General features: G+C 67.9%; 21 protein-coding genes. 14 read left to right on the forward strand and 7 right to left on the reverse strand.

Annotated features, from left to right (window positions below):
* Position 1: 1 nt before the first annotated feature.
* Complete coding sequence (locus BKG60_RS04445; RefSeq protein WP_070188912.1) at positions 2-1,285, reverse strand: outer membrane protein assembly factor BamB family protein; 1,284 nt, start codon at positions 1,283-1,285, stop codon at positions 2-4.
* 165 nt (positions 1,286-1,450) lie between these two features.
* Between BKG60_RS04445 and BKG60_RS04450 the strand changes: the two genes are divergently transcribed.
* A complete protein-coding gene (locus tag BKG60_RS04450) occupies positions 1,451-2,194 on the forward strand; it encodes an acyltransferase (RefSeq protein ID WP_070188913.1) in 744 nt (247 codons plus the stop codon).
* 8 nt (positions 2,195-2,202) lie between these two features.
* Here the strand turns inward: BKG60_RS04450 and BKG60_RS04455 are convergent, their stop codons facing one another.
* The 4 genes from BKG60_RS04455 to BKG60_RS04470 all read right to left on the reverse strand — a co-directional run bounded on the left by BKG60_RS04455 (position 2,203) and on the right by BKG60_RS04470 (position 6,571).
* Positions 2,203-2,787: a hypothetical protein gene (locus tag BKG60_RS04455; protein WP_070188992.1), complete on the reverse strand. Its 585-nt coding sequence runs from the start codon at positions 2,785-2,787 to the stop codon at positions 2,203-2,205.
* Between the two features lie 94 nt (positions 2,788-2,881).
* The gene (locus tag BKG60_RS04460; RefSeq protein ID WP_070945239.1) at positions 2,882-4,123 is read right to left on the reverse strand and encodes a glycosyltransferase family 4 protein; all 1,242 of its coding nucleotides are present in this window, start codon (positions 4,121-4,123) and stop codon (positions 2,882-2,884) included.
* Positions 4,124-4,214: 91 nt separating this feature from the next.
* A complete protein-coding gene (locus BKG60_RS04465; RefSeq protein ID WP_070945240.1) occupies positions 4,215-5,792 on the reverse strand; it encodes a 1,4-alpha-glucan branching protein domain-containing protein in 1,578 nt (525 codons plus the stop codon).
* Positions 5,789-6,571 (reverse strand): class I SAM-dependent methyltransferase, encoded by a 783-nt coding sequence (locus BKG60_RS04470; protein ID WP_070188916.1) that lies wholly within the window; start codon positions 6,569-6,571, stop codon positions 5,789-5,791. Before BKG60_RS04470 ends, BKG60_RS04465 begins: the two co-directional genes overlap by 4 nt.
* Before the next feature lie 229 nt (positions 6,572-6,800).
* Here BKG60_RS04470 and BKG60_RS04475 point away from each other — a divergent pair, with 229 nt between their 5' ends.
* The 12 genes from BKG60_RS04475 to BKG60_RS04530 all read left to right on the forward strand — a co-directional run bounded on the left by BKG60_RS04475 (position 6,801) and on the right by BKG60_RS04530 (position 16,719).
* Positions 6,801-7,592, forward strand: a complete 792-nt coding sequence (locus tag BKG60_RS04475) for an electron transfer flavoprotein subunit beta/FixA family protein (RefSeq protein WP_070188917.1) — start codon at positions 6,801-6,803, stop codon at positions 7,590-7,592.
* A 45-nt stretch (positions 7,593-7,637) separates the two neighbouring features.
* Complete coding sequence (locus BKG60_RS04480) at positions 7,638-8,594, forward strand: electron transfer flavoprotein subunit alpha/FixB family protein (protein WP_070188918.1); 957 nt, start codon at positions 7,638-7,640, stop codon at positions 8,592-8,594.
* Between the two features lie 288 nt (positions 8,595-8,882).
* Positions 8,883-9,626 (forward strand): SDR family oxidoreductase, encoded by a 744-nt coding sequence (locus tag BKG60_RS04485; RefSeq protein ID WP_070945241.1) that lies wholly within the window; start codon positions 8,883-8,885, stop codon positions 9,624-9,626.
* A gap of 1 nt (position 9,627) precedes the next feature.
* On the forward strand, positions 9,628-10,038 hold the full coding sequence (locus BKG60_RS04490) for a cupin domain-containing protein (protein WP_070188920.1): 411 nt from the start codon (positions 9,628-9,630) through the stop codon (positions 10,036-10,038).
* Positions 10,038-10,697 (forward strand): nitroreductase, encoded by a 660-nt coding sequence (locus BKG60_RS04495; protein ID WP_070945242.1) that lies wholly within the window; start codon positions 10,038-10,040, stop codon positions 10,695-10,697. The genes BKG60_RS04490 and BKG60_RS04495 overlap by 1 nt, the downstream gene beginning before the upstream one ends.
* Before the next feature lie 87 nt (positions 10,698-10,784).
* Complete coding sequence (locus BKG60_RS04500) at positions 10,785-11,633, forward strand: GNAT family N-acetyltransferase (RefSeq protein ID WP_070945243.1); 849 nt, start codon at positions 10,785-10,787, stop codon at positions 11,631-11,633.
* Positions 11,630-12,484 carry a lysophospholipid acyltransferase family protein gene (locus tag BKG60_RS04505; RefSeq protein WP_070188923.1) on the forward strand — a complete coding sequence of 285 codons (855 nt, stop codon included), beginning with the start codon at positions 11,630-11,632 and terminating at the stop codon, positions 12,482-12,484. Before BKG60_RS04500 ends, BKG60_RS04505 begins: the two co-directional genes overlap by 4 nt.
* 47 nt (positions 12,485-12,531) lie before the next feature.
* Positions 12,532-13,758, forward strand: coding sequence for a cysteine desulfurase family protein (locus BKG60_RS04510; protein ID WP_070945244.1), 1,227 nt, complete (start codon positions 12,532-12,534; stop codon positions 13,756-13,758).
* Entirely contained in the window at positions 13,755-14,825 is a 1,071-nt protein-coding gene (mnmA, locus tag BKG60_RS04515; RefSeq protein WP_070188925.1) for a tRNA 2-thiouridine(34) synthase MnmA, read from the forward strand. Before BKG60_RS04510 ends, mnmA begins: the two co-directional genes overlap by 4 nt.
* A complete protein-coding gene (locus BKG60_RS04520) occupies positions 14,822-15,835 on the forward strand; it encodes a uroporphyrinogen decarboxylase/cobalamine-independent methonine synthase family protein (protein WP_070945245.1) in 1,014 nt (337 codons plus the stop codon). The genes mnmA and BKG60_RS04520 overlap by 4 nt, the downstream gene beginning before the upstream one ends.
* 69 nt (positions 15,836-15,904) lie before the next feature.
* Positions 15,905-16,399 (forward strand): SRPBCC family protein, encoded by a 495-nt coding sequence (locus BKG60_RS04525; protein ID WP_070945246.1) that lies wholly within the window; start codon positions 15,905-15,907, stop codon positions 16,397-16,399.
* Positions 16,396-16,719: an ArsR/SmtB family transcription factor gene (locus tag BKG60_RS04530; protein ID WP_070945247.1), complete on the forward strand. Its 324-nt coding sequence runs from the start codon at positions 16,396-16,398 to the stop codon at positions 16,717-16,719. Before BKG60_RS04525 ends, BKG60_RS04530 begins: the two co-directional genes overlap by 4 nt.
* Here BKG60_RS04530 and BKG60_RS04535 read toward each other — a convergent pair.
* Together BKG60_RS04535 and BKG60_RS04540 are read right to left on the reverse strand one after the other, a co-directional pair.
* Positions 16,704-18,290, reverse strand: a complete 1,587-nt coding sequence (locus tag BKG60_RS04535; protein WP_070945248.1) for a 4-coumarate--CoA ligase family protein — start codon at positions 18,288-18,290, stop codon at positions 16,704-16,706. The two genes, BKG60_RS04530 and BKG60_RS04535, sit on opposite strands and share 16 nt — an antisense overlap.
* A gap of 12 nt (positions 18,291-18,302) precedes the next feature.
* Complete coding sequence (locus BKG60_RS04540) at positions 18,303-18,704, reverse strand: MmcQ/YjbR family DNA-binding protein (RefSeq protein ID WP_070945249.1); 402 nt, start codon at positions 18,702-18,704, stop codon at positions 18,303-18,305.
* Positions 18,705-18,789: 85 nt separating this feature from the next.
* On the opposite strand from BKG60_RS04540, the gene ligA reads away from it, so the two are divergent.
* Entirely contained in the window at positions 18,790-20,868 is a 2,079-nt protein-coding gene (gene ligA / locus BKG60_RS04545; protein WP_070945289.1) for an NAD-dependent DNA ligase LigA, read from the forward strand.
* Positions 20,869-21,028 lie beyond the last annotated feature (160 nt).

The following is a 21,028-nucleotide window of genomic DNA, read 5'->3' on the forward strand; positions in this document are numbered from 1 at the left end:
ATCAGGCCGGCGCGAACCCGTACACCTGACCGTCGCTGGTCGCGGTGACGATCCGATGGTCCTGTCCGATCGACACCCCAACCGGCCAGCCGGTGGCCTCCGGAACGGGATATGCGTTGAGGGTGTGCCCGTCGGCGGTGTCGAACACCAACAGCGTCTGGCCGTGCCCGCCCTCGCGGGCCACCGTGTAACCGACACCGCCCGCCCGGCTCGACGTGGTCAGCGGGACCACATCGTCACGGGTCCAGGCCACCTCACCGTGGTCACCGGCGTCGCGCACCGCGGTCAGCTTGGACTCCGGCCCGCCTCCGGCCACGATCAGCCCGTCCGGGGACACCGAGGGTGGCGTCTGGGCCAGATAGTTCAGCGGCACGGACCACTTGGGTGACCCGTCGGCAGCATTGAGTGCCCACAGCTTCTGGTCGCGGCCGTTGACGTACACCGTCGAGCCGTCGGCGGACAACACCGGGCTGGCCAGCGGCCCGCGGCCCACGGCGTCGCTGGTCCACTCCTGCGTCAGCGGCGTGTCCTCGCCGGGGTGGTAACGCAAACCCGTCAGCACCGGTGCCTCGGCTCCTGGCTGCCACACACTGACCACGACGATGCGGGCCTGATGCGAGAATGCGGGCGCAGCTGCCACCGGGCACCGCGACCGGGCAGGCCGGCAGTCGTCCAGACCGCGCTGCGAATCGGTCGGATCCACGCCGGAAACCAGATCCAGCGGGGTGCCGTCGACCGTGCCGCGGTGCCCGTCGAACACCAGGACCTGGCCGAGATGGGTGACCACCAGCAGCTGGCCGTCATCGAGAATCCGGGGTGTGGTCGGCATGCCGATCACCGGCTGACGCCAACGGACCCACTGCGTGGGCGGGAAGGACAGGATCGTGCCGGGCTGCCCGACGTAGACGTTGTCGAACCCGTCGAACAAGGGACCCGACCAGCCGCCGCCCAGCACCAGGCGGGTGCACCAGCGTTGGCGGGCGTTGTTGTCGGCTTCCCACACCATCAGCGAACAGCCCCCGGCGGTCTGTGCGTTGACCGCAAGCCGGTTGTCCGCGCTCAGCGCCACCTGGGCACCCAGCTCACCCTTGACCGACCGGCTCCACTCCAGCCGCAGCGCCTCAGGGCCGTGGATTCGGCTGTAGCTGCTGTTGGCGGCGTCTCCGTACTGTGCCGACCAGCCTTGTGCAGCGTGCGCGTCCACCCACGAATCGGTGTTCTCGCATCCGGCGAGCAGGCCTGTGAACAGCACCGCGACCGCCAGTGCAAGGTATCGCCGGAACACGATGTCCTTTCGTCGCCGAACACGCGGGGCGCTCGTATTTGTGACCCAGGTGAGGGTAACCGTTCCGGCTGGGGAACCGGCGCACAGTGACCCGCCACAGGTGCGGCGTAACGGAGCACAGCGACCCGAATACCCGTCGAACGCCCTCGCGTAGGCTGTCCGGCCATGACGACGATGTGGGGCGCTCCGATTCACAAGCGCTGGCGTGGCTCCCGGCTGCGTGATCCGCGCCAGGCCGACTTCTTGACGAGAGCGTCGCTGAAATGGGTCATCGACAATCGCGCCTACACCCCGTGGTACCTGGTGCGTTATTGGCGGCTGCTGAAGTTCAAACTGGCGAACCCGCACATCATCACCCGCGGCATGGTCTTCCTCGGTAAGGGCGTGGAGATCCAGTGCACCCCCGAACTGGCGCAGATGGAGATCGGCCGCTGGGTGCACATCGGCGACAAGAACACCATCCGCTGCCACGAGGGTTCGCTGCGCATCGGTGACAAGGTGGTGCTGGGCCGCGACAACGTGATCAACACCTACCTCGACATCGAGCTCGGCGACTCCGCGCTGATGGCCGACTGGTGCTACGTGTGCGATTTCGACCACAAGATGGACAACATCGAATTGCCGATCAAGGACCAGGGCATCGTCAAGGGCCCGGTGCGCATCGGCCCCGACACCTGGATCGCCGCCAAGGTCACCATCCTGCGCAACACCTCGATCGGCCGTGGCTGCGTGCTGGGGGCCCACGCCGTGGTCAAGGGGGAGATCCCCGATTTCTCGATCGCCGTCGGGGCGCCGGCCAAGGTGGTCAAGAATCGCAAGCTGGATTGGGAGACCTCGGCAACCGAGCGCGCCGAACTCGCCGCCGCGCTGGCCGACATCGAGCGCAAGAAGGCGGCGAACAGCAACTGACGGGCGGCTCAGGCCCCGTTGCACACCCCGGAGTCGCGGATCGTGTTCCCGTAGACATTGGCGGTGGCGACGTTGGCGTTGATGACCCCCGCCGGCTGCTGCTTGGCGATCTTGTCGCTGATCTGGGTCAGCTGATACCACAGGTGATAGATCGAATCGCCGTTGTACAGCGGTGAATACTGGCTCTGATCCGGGTAATTCGTGATGTACAGGGTGTGGGCGCGAGGATCCAGGAACGCCGCCGACTGATCGACGTTGGCCCGCACGGCGTCGCCGGCGGCCTGCACGCCGGGCGCGGTCCAATAGTCATGCTGCTCACCCAGGAAATGCTGGAAGCCCACGATCTGACTGATCAACGTCCCGTACTGCGCGTTGAACCACTGGCAGGACTCGCGCTGAGCGTCGATCTGCTCGGGCGTGACGCGCACCTGCCACAGGTTGTAGGGGAACACCGTGTAGTTCGGCGACCAGTCCGACGGATGGGGCACGAAAGCGGGCAGCGTGGGGGCGGTGCCGTTGGGTTCGGCGACCGACGGGGCCGCCAGGCCGAGTGCGAGCGTTGCGCCGACGAATGCGGCGCAGGCCGTCCGCACTCCGAGTCTCCAAGTTCGAGTCACGACTCGATTGTGCTTGCCGGCCACCGTGGGCGACAGCGGATCGGTCATTCTCGCCACGCGTTCGGCTGGATCAGCGGTCGGGCAGGGCATGCTCGACGATCGGCCGGCGCGGGTGTGGTTCGCGTTCGGCACGTTTGGCAGCCAGATAGACCTGACTGGTCTCGGCGGCCACGGTGTGCCAGTCGAAATCGGCGCTGAGCCGCTCGCGGGCCGCGACCGCCCGGCGCTGGGCCGCCTCGGGGTCGTCCAGCACGGCCCGCACCGCCGCCGCCAGTCCCACCACATCTCGCGGCGCGAACGACATCCCGGTCTGGCCGTCGATCACCGCCTCACCCAGGCCGCCCACGTTGGACGTCACCAGTGGCGTACCGGTGGCCGCGGCCTCCAGCGCCACGATGCCGAAGGGCTCGTAGTGGCTGGGCAGCACCGCGGCGTCCGCAGCCTGCAGGGCACCCAGCAGCTCCTCGTGCCCCAGCCGTCCGACGAACCGGGTTGCCTTGAACACCTTGTGCTTTCGGGCCTGGTCGACAAGCCACTGCTGCTGGGTTCCGTCGCCGGCGATCGTCAGGGTGGTGCCGGGATGTGCGCGGCGGATACGAGGCAGGGCCGCGATCGCGTCGTGCACGCCTTTCTCGTATTCCAACCGGCCGACGTAGAGCAACTCGGGCGGGCCCTGGCGTACCTGCCGTGGGGCGAACGGCCAGAGATCGGCGTCGATCCCGTTGCGGATCACCCTGATCTCGGACAGATCGGGGCCGAACAGCTCGGTGATCTCGTCGTTCATCGAAGCCGAACATGTGATCAGCGAATCGGACTCGCGCACCAGCCACGACTCCACGGCATGGACCTGGCGGCTGATCGGACCGGAAACCCAGCCCGAATGCCGACCCGCTTCGGTCGCATGGATCGTGGAAACCAGTGGTACATCGAAGTATTCGGCCAGTGCGATGGCAGGGTGGGCAACCAGCCAGTCGTGGGCGTGGACGAGGTCGGGCACCCAGCGGTCGCCCGAATTGTCTTTGACGGCAAGGCCGGTGCGCACCATGGCGTGCCCCATGGCCAGGGTCCAGGCCATCATGTCGGTGCCGAACTCGAACTCGTGCGGATCCTGCGCCGCGGCCACCACCCGGACGCCCTCGCTCACCTCGTCGGTGGACGGGTGGGTGCTCGGGTCGGTGTCGGTGGGCCTGCGGCTGAGGACCACGATCTCGTGGCCTGCTTCGGCGAGCGCGGTGGCCAGGTGGTGCACGTGTCTGCCCAGACCGCCGACGACGACGGGTGGGTACTCCCATGACACCATCAGGATCTTCATGACTGCGTGCTTTCATGCCGGTGCGAGTGTGCGGACAAAGCTGAGGCTTGGCGGGGTCTGGAGCGGCAGATACGCACGCTCGTGCTGATGGTCATTTTGGCAGACGCCGGGCGTCGAGGGCACCGAACAGTCCGTCGGCCTTGTTCCAGCCGTCGGCGAGCCGTTCGGCATGGTCGCGCCGGCCGGCGGCCAGCGCGTCGGATATCTCGCGGGTGGCGTGGGCGTGCAGGTGAGCGCGGTAGCGCGCGTAGTCGGCGGCCGAATCCTTGCTCACCATGAACGGCCAATCGCTGGACACGGTCAACAGCGTCTCCCGCAGGATCTGATCGGCCACTCGGTCGCGCGGGGTCGGTGCACCCACCGCAGCGTGCTGGGTGAGCGCCTTGTCCACGGTGCTCAGGGCGCCGTCGACCACTTCGCTGTTCAACTGGACCAGATCGGCGACCTTCTCGCCGTTCCAGACCTGCCAGTTCTTGCCCGAACCCCATGAGCTGGGCGGCAATTCGACCGGGTCGCCGATGAATCCGCCGGCCTTGGCATCTGCCAGCGTGCCCACCCGTACGCCGGCTGCCGGCAAGGCCCGCAGGACCCGGCCGAGCCATTCCGGGCCCTCGTACCACCAGTGCCCGAACAGTTCGGTGTCGAATGCGGCCACCACGTGTGCCGGGCGGCCGATCCGCTCGCTCTCACTGATCAGCCGGCGCCGGACCACCTCGACGAAGTCGGCGACATGCTCGTCGATCGCCCGGTCGGCGCGCTGCGGATCGTAAGGCGCCTTCTCCTCGGACGGGACATTGCGGCCGGTGACCCGGGCCGGCTTGAGGCCCGTGGTGTGGTCATAGGTGTGGAAATCCCGGTAGGCGGCATGGCCGGGGTAGCCGGACTTGGGCGACCAGACGCGGTAGCTGACCTGCAGATCACGTCCGAACGTCACCACATCGGACTGACCGACCGGCCGGCCGAGCGCGGTGTCGCCGTGCAGCGAGGGGCCGTCCACCATGAAGTGCCCGACACCGGCCGCGGCGTAACCGGTCTCCATACCCGGCCCATACGCACATTCGGGTGCCCAGATGCCGACGGGTGTGTGCGCGAACCGTTGCTGTGCGTCGGCCAGGCCTTCGCGCAACGCGAATTCACGCAGTCGCGGGTTCAGCAGCGGCTGGAACGGGTGGGACAGCGGGCCGCCCAGTAGTTCGATGGTCTCGGCGTCGATCAGCTGGCGCAACAGTCCGCTGCCACCGTGCCGCCAATGTGTGGTGAACTCCTCGATGGCCTGGCCGGCCTCGGCATATTCGCGAATGCCGAACTGCCGCAACCCTTCCGGCTCGCGCAGCGTCGTCGCCTCCTGGGCGCGCAGCTGCCAGTTGGCCAACCAGTGGTGCATGCCCGTCAGGCAGTAGGGGTCATCGAGCTGTGCGGTGACCACCGGAGTCATCCCGAGGGTGATCAGGTGGCGGCGATCCTCGGCCGCCAGGCCGCGCAGCACCCGCATCAACGGCAGGTAGGCCGCGGCCCAGGACTGGTAGAGCCACTCCTCGCCGACCGGCCAGCGGCCGTGATGGGCCAGCCAGGGCAGGTGGGTGTGCAGGACGAGCGTGAACAACCCGGGAGCCGGATCGCCGGCGACATCGAGCCGGGTTACCGGTTCGGGCTCGGGATTCGAGGTCACGGCCGCACCGCGATCGCGACCAGATCGAGGCTGTCATCAATGTTCCGGTTGTTGGGCCCGCCGGCTTCTTCGAGGTCGAAGTCGTCGACGCTCACCGCGGCCACATCGGCGAGCAGCTGCTCGGGCCATGCCGCACCGGCCACGGCGCGCTGTACCTGCGCCTCGATGATCGAACCGCCGTGCCGGGCGTCGAGCTTGGCGAGTCCGTCGCCGTGAAACACCCCGAGCATCGACTCGACGGTGAATCCGGCGTCGTTCAGCAGCTCGGTCAGCTCGGCGGCGTTGAGCTCGCGGGTGTGGAACGGGTTGAGCGGGGTGTCGCGACCGGGGGAGAAGGTGATCCGGTTGGGCGTGGATACCAGGAACACGCCGCCGGGACGCAGCACACGGAAGCATTCGGAGACGAATTGACCCTGATCCCACAGGTGTTCGATGACCTGGAAGTTGACCACGACGTCGACCGACTCGTCCTCCAGTGGCAGCTCGGCGAGGTTGCCGTGCCGGATGTCCACCCTCGGGTAGCGGGCCCGCACGTGCGCGACAGTGGCCTCGTCGTAGTCCAGTGCGATCACCTTGCGGGCCACGTCGGCGATCAAATCGGCGCCGTAGCCTTCGCCGCAGCCGGCCTCCAGGACGTCTCGGTCGACGCACCGGCCGGTCAACCGCTGGTACACCACCTCATGCCGGCGGAACCAGTAATTCTCCTCGGCCAGGCCTGGGATGGTCCGCTCGCCGGTCAGGGGTAGGGCGTGATCCGGGTCGCCAACGAATGCGCTCATTGGAAGGCAGGCTAACCCAGCCTTGCCCAGGTTGAAGGGGTCGGTGGCCAATCAACCAACGGCTCCCATACCTCAGGGGTGTGGTAGGGGAGGCCGGAATACAAACTCCGACCAGCTATGGTGTTCCTGCGAACCATCAAAAGTTACCGACCGGTAACATGATGCTAGTTGCCTAGAACGTGATATGAGCCCGGGCCACCGGTCTCATCGAGGAGGACGAACCAGAGTCATGACGAACATCGTGGTCCTGATCAAACAGGTCCCAGACACTTGGTCGGAGCGCAAGCTGTCCGACGGCGATTTCACCCTCGACCGTGAGGCTGCCGACGCCGTGCTCGACGAGATCAACGAACGCGCCGTGGAAGAGGCGCTGTTGATCAAGGAGCGTGAGGGCGGAGACAGCACCGTCACCGTGCTGACCGCCGGCCCGGAGCGCGCCACCGAGGCGATCCGCAAGGCGCTGTCCATGGGTGCCGACAAGGCTGTGCACCTCAAGGACGACGGCATGCACGGCTCCGACGTGGTCCAGACGGGCTGGGCGCTGGCCCGCGCGCTGGGCACCATCGAGGGCACCGAGCTGGTAATCGCCGGTAACGAGGCCACCGACGGCGTCGGCGGCGCAGTCCCGGCCGTGATCGCCGAGTACCTGGGCCTGCCGCAGCTCACCCATGTGCGCAAGCTGACCGTCGACGGCGGCAAGGTCACCGCCGAGCGTGAGACCGACGAGGGTGTGTTCACCCTCGAGGCAACGCTTCCGGCCGTGGTCAGCGTCAACGAGAAGATCAACGAGCCCCGCTTCCCCTCCTTCAAGGGCATCATGGCCGCCAAGAAGAAGGAAGTCACCGTGCTCACCCTCGCCGAGATCGGCGTGGAAGCCGATGAGGTCGGCGTTGCCAATGCCGGTTCCAAGGTGCTGTCTTCGACCCCGAAGCCGCCGAAGACCGCCGGTGAGAAGGTGACCGACGAAGGCGAAGGCGGTACCAAGATCGCCGAGTACCTGGTCGCCCAAAAGTTGATCTAGCAGCTCATTCCGAACTTCCACTTCCGAAAGACGTAACGAGAACTCATGGCTGAAGTACTTGTGCTCGTTGAGCACTCCGAAGGCGCGTTGAAGAAAGTCAGCGCCGAGCTCATTACCGCCGCCCGCGCCCTGGGTGAGCCTTCCGCAGTTGTGGTGGGCAAGCCGGGCACCGCGGCTGCGCTGACCGACGGCCTGAAGGCCGCCGGTGCGGCCAAGATCTACGTCGCCGAGTCCGACGACGCAGAGAACTACCTGCTCACCCCCGTCGTCGACGTGCTGGCCGGGCTGGCCGAGTCGGCTGCCCCCGCTGGCGTCGTCCTCGCCGCCACCGCTGACGGCAAGGAAATCGCCGCCCGCCTGGCTGCGCGCATCGGCTCGGGTCTGCTGGTCGACGTGGTCGAGGTCCGCGAAGGCGCCGTGGGTGTCCACAGCATCTTCGGTGGTGCCTTCACCGTCGAGGCCCAGGTCACCAGTGACACCCCGGTGATCACGGTGCGTCCGGGCTCCATCGAGGCCACCCCGGCCGACGGTGCCGGCGAGGTCGTCAACGTCGAGGTCCCGGCTCAGGCCGAGAACGCGACCAAGATCACCAAGCGCGAGCCCGCCGTCGCCGGTGACCGCCCCGAGCTCACCGAGGCCAGCGTCGTGGTCGCCGGTGGCCGTGGTGTCGGCAGCGCCGAGAGCTTCTCGGTGGTCGAGGAGCTGGCCGACTCGCTGGGCGGCGCCGTCGGTGCTTCCCGCGCCGCGGTCGACTCGGGTTACTACCCGGGCCAGTTCCAGGTCGGTCAGACCGGTAAGACCGTGTCGCCGCAGCTGTACATCGCCCTGGGCATCTCCGGCGCGATCCAGCACCGTGCCGGCATGCAGACGTCCAAGACGATCATCGCGGTGAACAAGGACGAGGAAGCTCCGATCTTCGAGATCGCCGACCTCGGCATCGTCGGTGACCTGTTCAAGGTCAGCCCGCAGCTGACCGAGGCGGTCAAGGCCCGCAAGGGATAGATCGCCCACGGCGTCAACAACGCGTCAACACAAACCCCGGTGCCCGGTGCACCGGGGTTTGTGCTGTGTGGGGCGGGATGCGGCGAAACCGGGCCCACGACATGCGCCGAGTGTCACGCTGGAGTGGCACTCGGGCCCGAGAGCCACTCCAGCGTTGACAAGCCGGCCGGTGCGGCCCGAGGACCGGGCAGGCCGGCCGCACCGACTACGGACTTTCCAGGGTTTGCACCCGTGCGTGCGGTGCCAGTGTGGATCTTGTCAGCACGCCAGAGAATAAGGATTCGCACAATGAAAATCACAGTCATAGGTGCCAGTGGCCAGATCGGTTCGCGGGTGGTGCGGTTGCTCACCGAGGCCGGGCATGACGTGGTGGCTGCCTCCCTGTCGTCGGGCGCGAATGTCCTCACCGGGGAGGGCCTGGCGGATGCGCTCAGCGGTGCCGACGCCCTCGTCGACGTCGTCAACTCGCCTTCGTTCGAGGACGGCCCCGTGATGGACTTCTTCACCAAGTCGTCGCGCAACCTGGCGGCGGCCGCGAAGGAGACCGGAGTCGGACATTACGTCGCGTTGTCGATCGTGGGCGCCGACGGACTGCCCGACAGCGGCTACATGCGGGCCAAGGTGGCTCAGGAGAAGAACATCACCGACTCCGGGCTGCCGTACACCGTCGTGCGGGCCACGCAGTTCCAGGAATTTGCCGAGGCCATCACCGCGTCACTGGTGGTCGGTGACGAGGTGCGGGTTCCCGACGCCCGGATCCAGCTGATCTCCGTCGACGACGTCGCGGCCGAGGTGGCCAAGGTGGCGCAGGCCGCGCCAATCAACGGCATCGTCAACATCGGTGGGCCGGAAAAGTTTTCGTTCGCCGACATGGCGCGCGCGGTGCTGGCCGCCCAAGGCGACGAGAAGCCGGTCGTGGTCGATGCGCAGGCGACGTATTTCGGTACCGCGGTCGACGACAACAGCCTGGTCACCGGTGACGACGGGATTCTGGGCGAAACCCGCTGGGCCGCACGGTCCGGGGCCCGCTGACATGCCCGTCTCAGCTGAGCGCGAGCAGGCGCTCCACGATGCGATGACCGTGATCGCCAGTGTCACACCGCCGTTCATCCCGCCGAACGCCGAGGTGATGACGACGATCATCGAATGGCCCGCCGGATCACCGGGCGCGCCGCCCCACCGGCATCCCGCCGGGCCCGCATTCGGCTATGTGTTGGAGGGCGAGATGCTCTTCGAGTTGGAGGGCGAGGCTCCGCGGGTGGTCAAAGCGGGGGAGGCCTTCTGGGAGCCCGGCGGTGATGTCATCCACTACTCGGACGCCAACCACCGCGACGATATTCCGCTGAAGTTCCTTGTCAACATGCTGTGCGTCCCCGGGGAACCGATGCTCGTCATCGTCGAGGACGATGAACTCGAAGCCCGTAAGGACCGGCGAGTGCGCTGATGGCCGAGTTCGAAGACGTGGTCCGCTCACGCAGGTCGTCACGAATGTTCTTGACGGACAAGCCTGTTCCGCGACGACTTCTGGACGAGGCACTGGCGTTGGCGGTGCGGGCACCGTCGAACTCGAACACACAACCCTGGCGCGTCTTCTTCGCCACCGGTCAGCGGCGCGTCCGATTGGTGGATGCGCTGCTGACCGCAGTCGCGGCCGCACCCCCCGCGATCGGCTCGGCCGGCCTGCCACCGAAGTTCGCCCACCTGCGCAGGGAAAGCGGCGCTCTGGTCTACGGAGCCATGGGGATTGCCCGCGACGATGCCGAGGGCCGCTGGGCCGCCCAGCTCCGCAACTGGCAGTTCTTCGGCGCCCCCGTCGCCGCAGTGGTCTGCATGCACCGCGATTTCACGAACGTGGACGCGCTGGGCGTCGGGATGTTCCTGCAGACCCTGCTGCTGGCGTTGAACGAACGGGGTATCGGCAGTTGCGTGCAGGTGTCGATCTCGTTCTATCCAGATGTGTTGCGGGAACAACTCGACATCCCCGACGACCTGACCGTCCTGTGCGGGCTGTCGATCGGGTACGCCGACCCCGAGTTTCCGGCGAATCACCTGGACACACCGCGGAACCCGATCGGTGAGAACGTGGTGTTCCTCGACGACTGACGCCGGACCAAAAAAGTCACCTGGCGCTCACGGACATGTCACACGGGCGATGCCGTACGGAGACCCCACTGGGCGACCGTGCTGGTTATGAGCACTGCATCTGTACTCATCGCCGCTGATCGCACCGACAGCGCGGCGCCCGGTGCGCCCCGCTACACCCTGCTGTTGTCCGCCGACTCCGAGCTCATCGAAGCCGCCCAGCGGCTCCGGCACGACGTGTTCACCTCCGAACCCGGATTCGCACTTGCCGGCACCACCGATGGACGTGACGCCGACCGATTCGACGAACACTGCGACCACCTGCTGGTACGCGAGGACCACACTGGTGAATTGGTGGGTTGTTACCGGATGCTGCCGCCGCCGGGCGCCATCGCCGCAGGCGGTCTCTACACCGCCACCGAGTTCGACGTCCGTGGCCTCGATGCACTGCGGCCGTCTCTGGTCGAGATGGGCCGGGCGGTTGTGCGCGCCGACCATCGCAACGGCGCCGTCGTCCTGCTCATGTGGGCAGGAATCCTGGCTTACCTCGACCGCTCCGGCTACGACTATGTGACGGGCTGTGTGTCGGTGCCCGTCGCGGGGAACGCCGACGGCCCGCCGGGGACCCAGATCCGCGGCGTCCGTGACTTCGTGCGCCGCCGCCACGCCGCGCCCGCAGAACACACGGTGTACCCCTACCGTCCCGTCGTCCTCGACGGCAGAGGACTCGACGACATCGAGCCCCCGGCGCGGACCACGGTGCCGCCGCTGATGCGCGGCTACTTGCGGCTGGGCGCGCAGATCTGCGGGGAACCGGCCCACGACCCCGACTTCGGGGTGGGCGACTTCCCGGCCCTGCTGGACAAGCGTCGGGCCGACGTGCGCTATCTCACCCGCCTGCGCTCGGTCTCGGCGGCAGCCGACATGGCCGACGGGATGGGCGGGGGCGCGTCATGACAAGCGCGGCCTGCGAGCACCCCTGGCTGCCCAAGGCATCGTGCGACGGCAGCTGCGTGCACGCCGGCGGCGCGGACACCGGCCGTCGGTACGTGGTGTGGATCCGCACCACGGCGCGGGTGGTCATGGCCGTGCTCCTGGCGCCCGGGGTGCCCTTGCTGGCGGTGCCGGTGCCGGGCCGCTCACACGTGCAGCGCTTCTACTGCCGGTTGATGCTGCGTTGCTTCGGCGTCCGAATCAGCTTGTCCGGCGGACCTATTCGCAATCTGAAGGGCGTGCTCGTGGTCAGTGGCCACGTGTCATGGCTGGACATTTTCACGATCGGTGCGGTCCTGCCCGGCTCGTTCGTGGCGCGTGCCGATCTGGTGGAATGGCCCGCGGTGGGCCGGCTGGCCCGGGTGATGAAGGTGATCCCGATCGACCGGGGGAGCCTGCGCCGGCTGCCCGCGGTGGTGCACACCGTCGCCGAGCGGCTGCGTGCCGGGCACACCGTGGTGGCCTTCCCGGAGGGCACCACCTGGTGCGGTCTGGCCTACGGACCGTTCCGGCCGGCGATGTTCCAGGCCGCGATCGACGCGGCCCGGCCGGTGCAGCCGCTGCGGCTGGTGTACCGCCATCGGGACGGCCGGCCGTCGACGATTCCGGCCTTTGTGGGGGAGGACACCCTGCTGCGCTCGGTGCGCCGGGTCATCACCGCACGTCGCACGGTGTGTCACGTGCACGTGGGATCACTGCAGCTGCCCGGAGACGACCGGCGGGCCCTGGCCGGGCGCTGCGAAGCGGTGGTCCGTTCCGACGGGGCCGCGCACCAGGCGCTTGCCGGCGGACCCGCGCACGTTCTGGCGGCCTGAGGCGGCTGGAAGGGCAGTTGCCCGCCAGCGGCTATCCTAGGAGGGTTATGGCCTCCATCCTGACCTCCTCCTCAGGCGGGCCGGTCTACCTCGATCACGCCGCCACCACCCCGATGCACGCTGCTGCCATCGAGGCGATGACCGCCGCGCTGGCCACCATCGGCAACGCGTCCTCGCTGCACGGTTCCGGCCGGATGGCGCGTCGTCGCATGGAGGAGGCCCGCGAGACGCTGGCCCGCCTGCTGGGCTGCCGCCCCTCGGAGGTGATCTTCACGGCCGGGGGCACCGAGAGCGACAACCTGGCCGTCAAGGGCATCTACTGGGCCCGCCGCGATGCCGAGCCGGCGCGACGGCGGATCATCACCACCGCGGTCGAGCACCACGCCGTCCTGGACGCGGTGCAGTGGCTGGTGGACCACGAGGGCGCCGAGGTGACCTGGCTGCCCGTCGACGCCGAAGGCGTCGTCGCACCCGAGTCGCTGCGCGCGGCCCTGCAAGCCGGTGACGGACCCGCGGACGTGGCCCTGGTCAGCATCATGTGGGCCAACAACGAAGTCGGCACCATCATGCCGATCGCCGACCTGGCGTCCATCGCCGCCGAGTTCGATGTCCCGATGCACAGCGACGCCATCCAGGCCGTCGGCCAGATCCCGGTCGACTTCGCCGCTACCGGGCTGGCGGCGATGAGCGTTGCGGCGCACAAGTTCGGCGGCCCGATGGGCGCCGGCGCGCTGGTGCTGCGCCGTGACACCGCCTGCGTGCCCCTGCTGCACGGCGGCGGGCAGGAGCGCGACGTCCGTTCCGGGACGCCCGACGTGGCCGGCGCCGTGGCGATGGCCGCGGCTGCCGAGGTGGCCATCGGAGGGCTCGCCGACTACAGCGCCCGGGTGCAGGCATTGCGGGACCGCCTCATCGAGGGTGTGCTGTCCACGATCGAGGACACCTACCTCAACGGGCCCCGCGGAACCGACCGGCTTCCCGCCAACACCCACTTCACTTTCCGTGGCTGCGAAGGCGATTCGCTGCTGATGTTGCTCGACGCCAAGGGCATCGAATGTTCCACCGGCTCGGCGTGCACCGCCGGCGTGGCGCAGCCGTCGCATGTCCTGATCGCCATGGGCGCCGACCCGGCCACCGCACGGGGATCGCTGAGATTCTCGTTGGGGCACACCAGCACCGACGCCGACGTCGACGTCGTCCTGCAGGTGCTGCCCACGGCCGTCGACCGCGCCCGGCAGGCGGCGTTGGCCAGCGCGGGGAGGACGTTCTCATGAGAGTGCTGGTCGCGATGAGCGGCGGCGTGGATTCCTCGGTGGCCGCCGCACGGATGGTCGACGCCGGCCACGACGTCGTCGGAGTGCACATGGCACTGTCGTCGGCACCGGGGACACTGCGCACCGGATCGAGGGGCTGCTGCTCCAAGGAGGACGCCGGCGATGCCCGCCGGGTGGCCGACATTCTCGACATCCCGTTCTATGTATGGGATTTCGCCGACCGGTTCAAGGACGACGTGATCGATGACTTCGTCGAGTCCTACGCCCGCGGCGAGACCCCGAATCCCTGTGTGCGGTGCAATGAGCGGATCAAGTTCTCCGCGCTCGCCGCGCGCGCGTTGGCGCTCGGTTTCGATGCGGTGGCCACCGGTCACTACGCCCGGTTGGTCGATGGCCGGTTGCGGCGCGCGGTCGACGCGGACAAGGACCAGTCCTACGTGTTGGGTGTGCTGACCGCCCAACAGCTGGCGCATGCGATCTTCCCGATCGGTGACACCCCCAAGCCACAGATCCGGGCCGAGGCCGCCGAGCGTGGCTTGGCCGTCGCGAAAAAGCCTGACAGCCATGACATCTGCTTCATCCCGTCCGGGGACACCCAGGCCTTCCTGGGCGCTCGGATCGGGGTGCGCCGCGGCTCGGTGATCGACAACGAGGGCACAGTGCTGGCCGAACACGAAGGCGTGCACGGCTTCACGATCGGGCAGCGCAAGGGCCTGGGTATCGCGGGACCGGGTGCCGACGGCCGACCGCGCTATGTCACCGCGATCGATGCCGAGACGGGCACGGTGCGGGTCGGACCTGTCGAGGACCTTCAGATCTGGGAGCTGGTCGGCGACAAGCCCGTATTCACCAGTGGCACCCCGCTGCAGGGTCCGGTGGAATGCCAGGTCCAGGTGCGCGCGCACGGCGGAATCACCGATGCGGTGGTCGAGGTACGTGACGGCCGGCTGGCGGTCTCGCTGCGCGCGCCGCTGCGCGGCGTGGCACCTGGCCAGACGATGGTGCTGTACCGGCCCGACGCCGAGGGCGACGAGGTCATCGCCAGCGCGACCATCGCACGCGCGTGAGCGTCTTCGCAGCAGCGACCGGCATCGGATCCTGGCCGGGCACCCAGCCTCGGGCTGCCGCAGACGTCGTCGTCGGCGAACTGCACACCCTGTCGCACCTCGTGGAACTGCCGGCGCGGGGGATCGGTGCCGACCTGATCGGGCGTGCCGGGGCGCTGCTGGTCGACATCGGCATCGACACCGTGCCGCGCGGATACCGGATCGCGTCGCGCCGCAGTGCCGTGCTGCGCAGGGCGGTCAGCCTGCTGGGCGAGGACATCGACGCCCTGGAAGAGGCGTGGGAACGCGCTGGGCTACGGGGTAGTGGGCGTGCGGTCAAGGTCCAAGCGCCCGGCCCGATCACGGTGGCCGCCCAGCTGGAACTGCCCAACGGGCATCGCGCGATCACCGATCACGGTGCCTTGCGGGACCTTTCGGCCTCACTCGCAGAGGGGCTGGCGGTCCATCGGGCAGAGGTGGCCCGGCGGTTGGAGACCCCGGTGGTGGTCCAGCTCGACGAGCCGTCGCTGCCCGCCGCATTGGCGGGGAGGCTGTCCGGGGTCACCAGTTTCACCCCGGTGCATCCGGTGGACGAGGCGCTGGCGGTCGATCTGATCAACGCCTGCGTCGCCGCGGTCGGTTCGGACGTCGCGCTGCACAGTTGCGCTCCGGAACTTCCGTGGAAGGCGTTGCTGCGCAGCGCTGTTCACGCGGTGTCGGTCGATGTCTCGACGCTGACGCCGACAGATCTGGATGGCATCGGAGAATTCGTCGACTCGGGCCGCACCGTGCTTCTCGGCGTGGTGGCTGCGACATCGCCCGAGGGTGGCAGGCCGTCGGTCGAAGAGGTCGCCAAGGCAGCGGTGGCGCTGACCGACCGGCTCGGATTCAACCGCGCCGTACTGCGCGACCGCATCGGCATCACCCCGTCCTGTGGGCTGGCCGGCGCAACGGCGCAATGGGCGCGCACCGCGGTGGAACTCGCCCAGAAGGCCGCCGACGCCTTCGCCGAAGATCCGGAAGGGATCTAGTAAAGGCAACCACAAGGTTGCGCTTGGTTGGGTGCGTGCCTAAGCTGAAGGGCAACTGAAAGGTTGCGTATGAGTACTGATCGGATCGAAAAGGAAATTCTGCTCAACGCGCCCCTGGACCGGGTATGGCGGGCCATCAGCGATTCCGGGGAATTCGGCCGGTGGTTCGGAGTCCGGTTCGACGGACCATTCGTGGCCGGGCAATCGGTCAACGGGGTGATCACCCCGACCGAGGTGGACGACGAGGTCGCTGCCATGCAGGAGCCCTACGCCGGCGAGGCCGACGCCTGGCACATCGTGGCGGTCGAGGCACCCCATCGGCTGGCCTTCCGCTGGCATCCGTATGCCGTCGAACCTGGCGCCGACTACGCGGCCGAGCCCACCACGTTGGTCGAATTCACCTTGGCCGAGGCCGAGGGCGGGGTGCTGTTGCGCATCGTCGAATCGGGGTTCGATGCGATTCCCGCGGCGCGAAGGAAGTCGGCGTTCGAGGCCAACAGCGAGGGCTGGGCCCACCAGACCGAGATGGTGCGCAAGTACCTGGCACTCGGTGAGCCGGTATGACGGCCGCCGTCGCTGAGCACGCACCCTTTTTCGACGCACTCGGCGATCCCAACCGACTACGCATCGTCACCCGGCTCTGTGAGGGCGGTCCGTGTTCGACGGTGCAACTGACACAGGTGATTCCGGTAACGCGGCAGGCCGCGACAAAGCACCTGCTGCTGTTGGAGGCGGTGGGCCTGGTGACCAGTGATCGGATAGGTCGCGAACGCATCTGGCGGATCCAGCCCGAGCCGCTGGTGCAGGCAAGCGACTACCTGACCGCACTGTCGCGACGCTGGGACAGTGCGATCGACCGACTGCGGGCCTACGTCGAGGACTGACTTCCCCGCAGCTCACGGCGCAGGATCTTGCCTGCCGACGACTTGGGGATGGCGTCGATGAACTCGACCTGACGCACCTTCTTGTAGGGCGCAACCAGGCCGGCAACGAAGGCCATCACCTCGTCGGCACTAACCTCCGACGAAGGCTGTTTGACCACAAAGGCTTTCGGTACTTCCTCGCCGGACTCGCTGTCCTGCACACCGATCACCGCGGCATCGGCGATGCCGGGATGGCCCAGCAGGACGGCTTCCAGCTCGGCGGGCGGCACCTGGTAGCCCTTGTACTTGATGAGTTCCTTCAATCGATCGACGACGTAGACGCAGCCGTTGGAATCAACCTGGGCCAGATCTCCGGTGTGCAGGAACCCGTCGGCGTCGATGGTCTCCTTCGTGGCCGCCTCGTTGCCCAGGTAGCCGGCCATCACATTGGGCCCCTTGAACCACAGTTCGCCGGTCGCGCTCAAACCCTCTGCCGGGATCTCGATTTCATTCCCGGTGTCGGGGTCGACCAACTTGCTCACGCTGTTGGGGACAGTCCAGCCGCACGAGTCCAATGGCGCGACGGTGCCGACCGTCGCCAGTCCGCCGTCATGCGGGGTGATGTGGCTGACCGGGCTCAGCTCGCTCATCCCGTAGCCCTGAGACACCGTGCAGCCCAACCGCTCTGCCACCGCACGACCGAGGTCGGCGTCCAGCGATGCCGCACCGGACAACACAGCCCGCAGCGAGGACAGATCATAGGAATCGACGAGCGGGTGCTTGGCCAGGGCCACGGCCACCGGCGGGGCGATGTAGACGAACGTGCACCGGTGGTCGGCGATGTTGCCCAGGAACTCGCCGAGATCGAACGACGGCATGATGACCAGCCGTGCGCGGGCGTGCAGGGCGGCGTTGAGCAGGACCGTCATGCCGTAGATGTGGAAGAACGGCAGCACGGCCAGCAACCGGTCATCAGCGGTCAGGCCCTGCAGTGGGCGGATCTGAGCGACGTTGGCCGTCAGGTTGGCGTGGGTGAGCATGACGCCCTTGGGGTTGGCCGTGGTGCCCGAGCTGTACGGCAGCGCCGCCAGGTGTGTGGCCGGATCGAAGCTCACCTGAGGTGCCGGACCCTCGGCACCGAGACCGTCACCGTCGAGCACCACAACCTGGTCCTCGGTCAGGCCGGCCCCCAGCGCCCCCTCGAGAGCTTGCGGCAGCAGCGCGTGCACCGTGACCAGCAGGCTCGCGTTCGAATCCTTGAGCTGCTTGGCGATGTCACGCGCGGTGAACAGGGCGTTGACGGTGGTGGCGGTGGCGCCCGCACGCAGGATCCCATGAAACGCGATCGCGAAACCGGAACTGTTGGGGGACAACAGCGCCACCACGTCGCCGACCCCGATGCCGCGCGCGGCCAGCCCGCCGGCGAACGCGTCGATGCGGCGCACCAGGTCGCCGTAGCTTGTCTGTGCACCGGACTTCGCGTCGACCAACGCGATCCGGTTCGCGTCGGCGTCGGACATGTCGGCGAACAGATAGTCGTAGACACTGACGGTGGGCAGGTCGACATCGGGGAATGGGCTGGCGAAACTCATGGCTGCTTCCGTTCAGTTCTCGTCGAGTTGTTTGATCAGACGCCGCGAAGCCACCAGTCGGAACGAGGCGTCGATGAGTTCGCGAACCTCGTCCCAGTCGACCTTCGCGGCGGTGAAGTCCAGGCCCAGCCAGCCGAACGGACCCATGTAGGCCGGGAAGAAGAAGCGGCTGTCCTGTTCGAGTGCCCGCCGGTCGCTCTCGTCGACCTTGATCAGCAGCGAGTGCGGATAGGGCACCATCTCGCCGCCTCTTTCGGGCTTCACATTGCCGCCGTACATCGCGAACATCTTCGGCGCGCAGAACACCGGGCGGCCCCAGGAGACCTTCTCGAAGGCCTCGGGAAAACCGAGGGCCACGGCGCGTAGTTCGGCCAGGCCCGGGTCGTCGTCGCTGAACATGATCGGGTGCGGCATGCTCCTTAGGTTAGTGGGACGCCCGGTACCGGCTGTGAGCGCAGCGGCTGATCGGCCTGTCGGCATATTCGACTAGCCTGCGGTGGTGACCTCGAACGAGACTGGAGACGCTGACCTGCGACGACGTTGGCAGGACCTCGCAGAGGAAGTGCGCGGGCATCAGTTCCGGTACTACGTGAAAGACGCGCCGATCATCTCCGATGCCGAATTCGACTTGCTCTTGCGTCAGTTGCAGGGGCTCGAGGACGAGCATCCCGAGCTGCGGACTCCGGACTCACCCACCCAGCTGGTCGGCGGTGCCGGGTTCGCCACCGAATTCGCCCCGGCCGAGCATCTGGAACGGATGCTGTCCTTGGACAACGTTTTCGATACCGATGAGCTCTCGGCCTGGGCGGCGCGGATCAGAGGGGAGATCGGCGACGCCGCGCACTACCTGTGCGAGCTGAAGATCGACGGAGTGGCGCTGGCGCTGGTCTACCGGCAGGGGCGGCTGGTCCGAGCCGCTACCCGCGGCGACGGGCGAGCCGGCGAAGACGTCACGCTCAACGCCCGCACCATCGACGACATCCCGGAGCAACTCACGCATTCCGACGAGTTTCCGGTGCCCGAGGTACTCGAGGTGCGCGGCGAGGTGTTCTTCCGGGTTGCCGACTTCGAGGACCTCAACGCCGGTTTGGTCGCCGAGGGCAAGCCTCCATTCGCCAACCCCCGAAACAGTGCGGCCGGCTCGCTGCGGCAGAAGAACCCGGCGGTCACCGCGCGGCGCAAGCTTCGGATGATCTGCCACGGGCTCGGGCACATCGAAAGTGCCGGGGGCTTACCGTTCGCGTCGCTGCACGACGCCTACCGGGCGCTGGGGCAGTGGGGCCTGCCGGTATCAGCTCATACCGCAAAGGTTTCCGGCGTCGCCGCCGTTGCCGAGCGGATCGCCTACTGGGGTGAGCACCGCCACGACGTCGACCACGAGATCGACGGCCTGGTGGTCAAAGTCGACGAAGTGGCGCTGCAGCGTCGGCTCGGCTCGACCTCGCGGGCGCCGCGCTGGGCCGTGGCCTACAAATACCCACCGGAAGAGGCCACCACGAAACTGCTGGACATCCGCGTGAGTGTGGGGCGGACCGGGCGGGTCACCCCGTTCGCCTACATGGAGCCGGTCAAGGTGGCCGGATCGACCGTCGGCCTGGCCACGTTGCACAACGCGACAGAGGTTCAGCGCAAAGGGGTGCTGATCGGCGACACCGTGGTGATCCGCAAGGCCGGCGACGTCATTCCCGAGGTGCTCGGCCCCGTGGTCGACCTGCGGGACGGATCCGAGCATGCGTTCGTCATGCCGACCAACTGCCCCGAATGCGGCACCGTGCTGGCCCCCGCCAAGGAGGGGGACGCCGACATTCGCTGTCCGAACACCCGAAGTTGCCCAGCACAGTTGCGGGAGAGGGTGTTTCACGTCGCGGGCCGCGGCGCATTCGACATCGAAGGGCTCGGCTACGAGGCAGCCACCGCGCTGCTGCAGGCCGGGGTGATCGCCGACGAGGGCGATCTGTTCACCCTGACCGCTGAGCAGTTGCTGCGCACCGAACTGTTCACCACCAAGGCCGGGGAGCTCTCGGCCAACGGCAAGCGGCTGCTGGCCAACCTGGACAAGGCCAAGGCCCAGCCGCTGTGGCGGGTACTGGTCGCGTTGTCGATCCGCCACGTCGGGCCCACCGCGGCCCGTGCACTGGCCACCGAGTTCGCCAGCCTGGACGCCATCATCGCCGCAGGCGAAGAGCGGTTGGCCGCGGTGGAAGGGGTCGGCCCGACGATCGCGGCCGCCGTCGTCGACTGGTTCACCGTCGACTGGCACCGCGCCATCGTCGACAAGTGGCGCGCTGCCGGGGTCCGGATGGCCGACGAGCGTGACGCCAGCATCGAACGCACCTTGGAAGGCCTGTCGATCGTGGTGACCGGGTCCCTGCCCGGGTTCTCCCGCGACGAGGCCAAGGAAGCCATCATCAGCCGCGGCGGAAAGGCCGCCGGCTCGGTCTCGAAGAAGACCGCCTACGTGGTCGCCGGGGATGCGCCCGGGTCCAAGTACGACAAGGCCGTGGAACTCGGGGTCCCGATCCTCGACGAGGACGGCTTCCGGGCGTTGCTGGCCGAAGGCCCGTCGAACAGCGGCTGAGGTGACCGTCCGGCGCGGTGGTCGGTGTGCCGATGACCGGATTCTTGGGCGCAAGCCTCGGACTTCAGTCCGGGGTGAGCCCATCCCGTTTGTCGGCGGGCGTAGCCCGGCGTTCAAGGTGGTCGGGCTTGTCCGTCGATGTATTGCTTGATGATCGACA

The sequence above is a fragment of the Mycobacterium syngnathidarum genome, from assembly GCF_001942625.1.
Lineage (GTDB): Bacteria > Actinomycetota > Actinomycetes > Mycobacteriales > Mycobacteriaceae > Mycobacterium > Mycobacterium syngnathidarum.

Bases quoted from the DNA above. Each gene is read 5' to 3' on its own strand.
- BKG60_RS04450 (WP_070188913.1), top strand. From the start codon at position 1,451: ATGACGACGATGTGGGGCGCTCCGATTCACAAGCGCTGGCGTGGCTCC.
- BKG60_RS04460 (WP_070945239.1), bottom strand. From the start codon at position 4,123: ATGAAGATCCTGATGGTGTCATGGGAGTACCCACCCGTCGTCGTCGGC.
- BKG60_RS04470 (WP_070188916.1), bottom strand. From the start codon at position 6,571: ATGAGCGCATTCGTTGGCGACCCGGATCACGCCCTACCCCTGACCGGC.
- BKG60_RS04475 (WP_070188917.1), top strand. From the start codon at position 6,801: ATGACGAACATCGTGGTCCTGATCAAACAGGTCCCAGACACTTGGTCG.
- BKG60_RS04480 (WP_070188918.1), top strand. From the start codon at position 7,638: ATGGCTGAAGTACTTGTGCTCGTTGAGCACTCCGAAGGCGCGTTGAAG.
- BKG60_RS04485 (WP_070945241.1), top strand. From the start codon at position 8,883: ATGAAAATCACAGTCATAGGTGCCAGTGGCCAGATCGGTTCGCGGGTG.
- BKG60_RS04490 (WP_070188920.1), top strand. From the start codon at position 9,628: ATGCCCGTCTCAGCTGAGCGCGAGCAGGCGCTCCACGATGCGATGACC.
- BKG60_RS04495 (WP_070945242.1), top strand. From the start codon at position 10,038: ATGGCCGAGTTCGAAGACGTGGTCCGCTCACGCAGGTCGTCACGAATG.
- BKG60_RS04500 (WP_070945243.1), top strand. From the start codon at position 10,785: ATGAGCACTGCATCTGTACTCATCGCCGCTGATCGCACCGACAGCGCG.
- BKG60_RS04505 (WP_070188923.1), top strand. From the start codon at position 11,630: ATGACAAGCGCGGCCTGCGAGCACCCCTGGCTGCCCAAGGCATCGTGC.
- BKG60_RS04510 (WP_070945244.1), top strand. From the start codon at position 12,532: ATGGCCTCCATCCTGACCTCCTCCTCAGGCGGGCCGGTCTACCTCGAT.
- mnmA (WP_070188925.1), top strand. From the start codon at position 13,755: ATGAGAGTGCTGGTCGCGATGAGCGGCGGCGTGGATTCCTCGGTGGCC.
- BKG60_RS04525 (WP_070945246.1), top strand. From the start codon at position 15,905: ATGAGTACTGATCGGATCGAAAAGGAAATTCTGCTCAACGCGCCCCTG.
- BKG60_RS04530 (WP_070945247.1), top strand. From the start codon at position 16,396: ATGACGGCCGCCGTCGCTGAGCACGCACCCTTTTTCGACGCACTCGGC.
- BKG60_RS04535 (WP_070945248.1), bottom strand. From the start codon at position 18,290: ATGAGTTTCGCCAGCCCATTCCCCGATGTCGACCTGCCCACCGTCAGT.
- BKG60_RS04540 (WP_070945249.1), bottom strand. From the start codon at position 18,704: ATGCCGCACCCGATCATGTTCAGCGACGACGACCCGGGCCTGGCCGAA.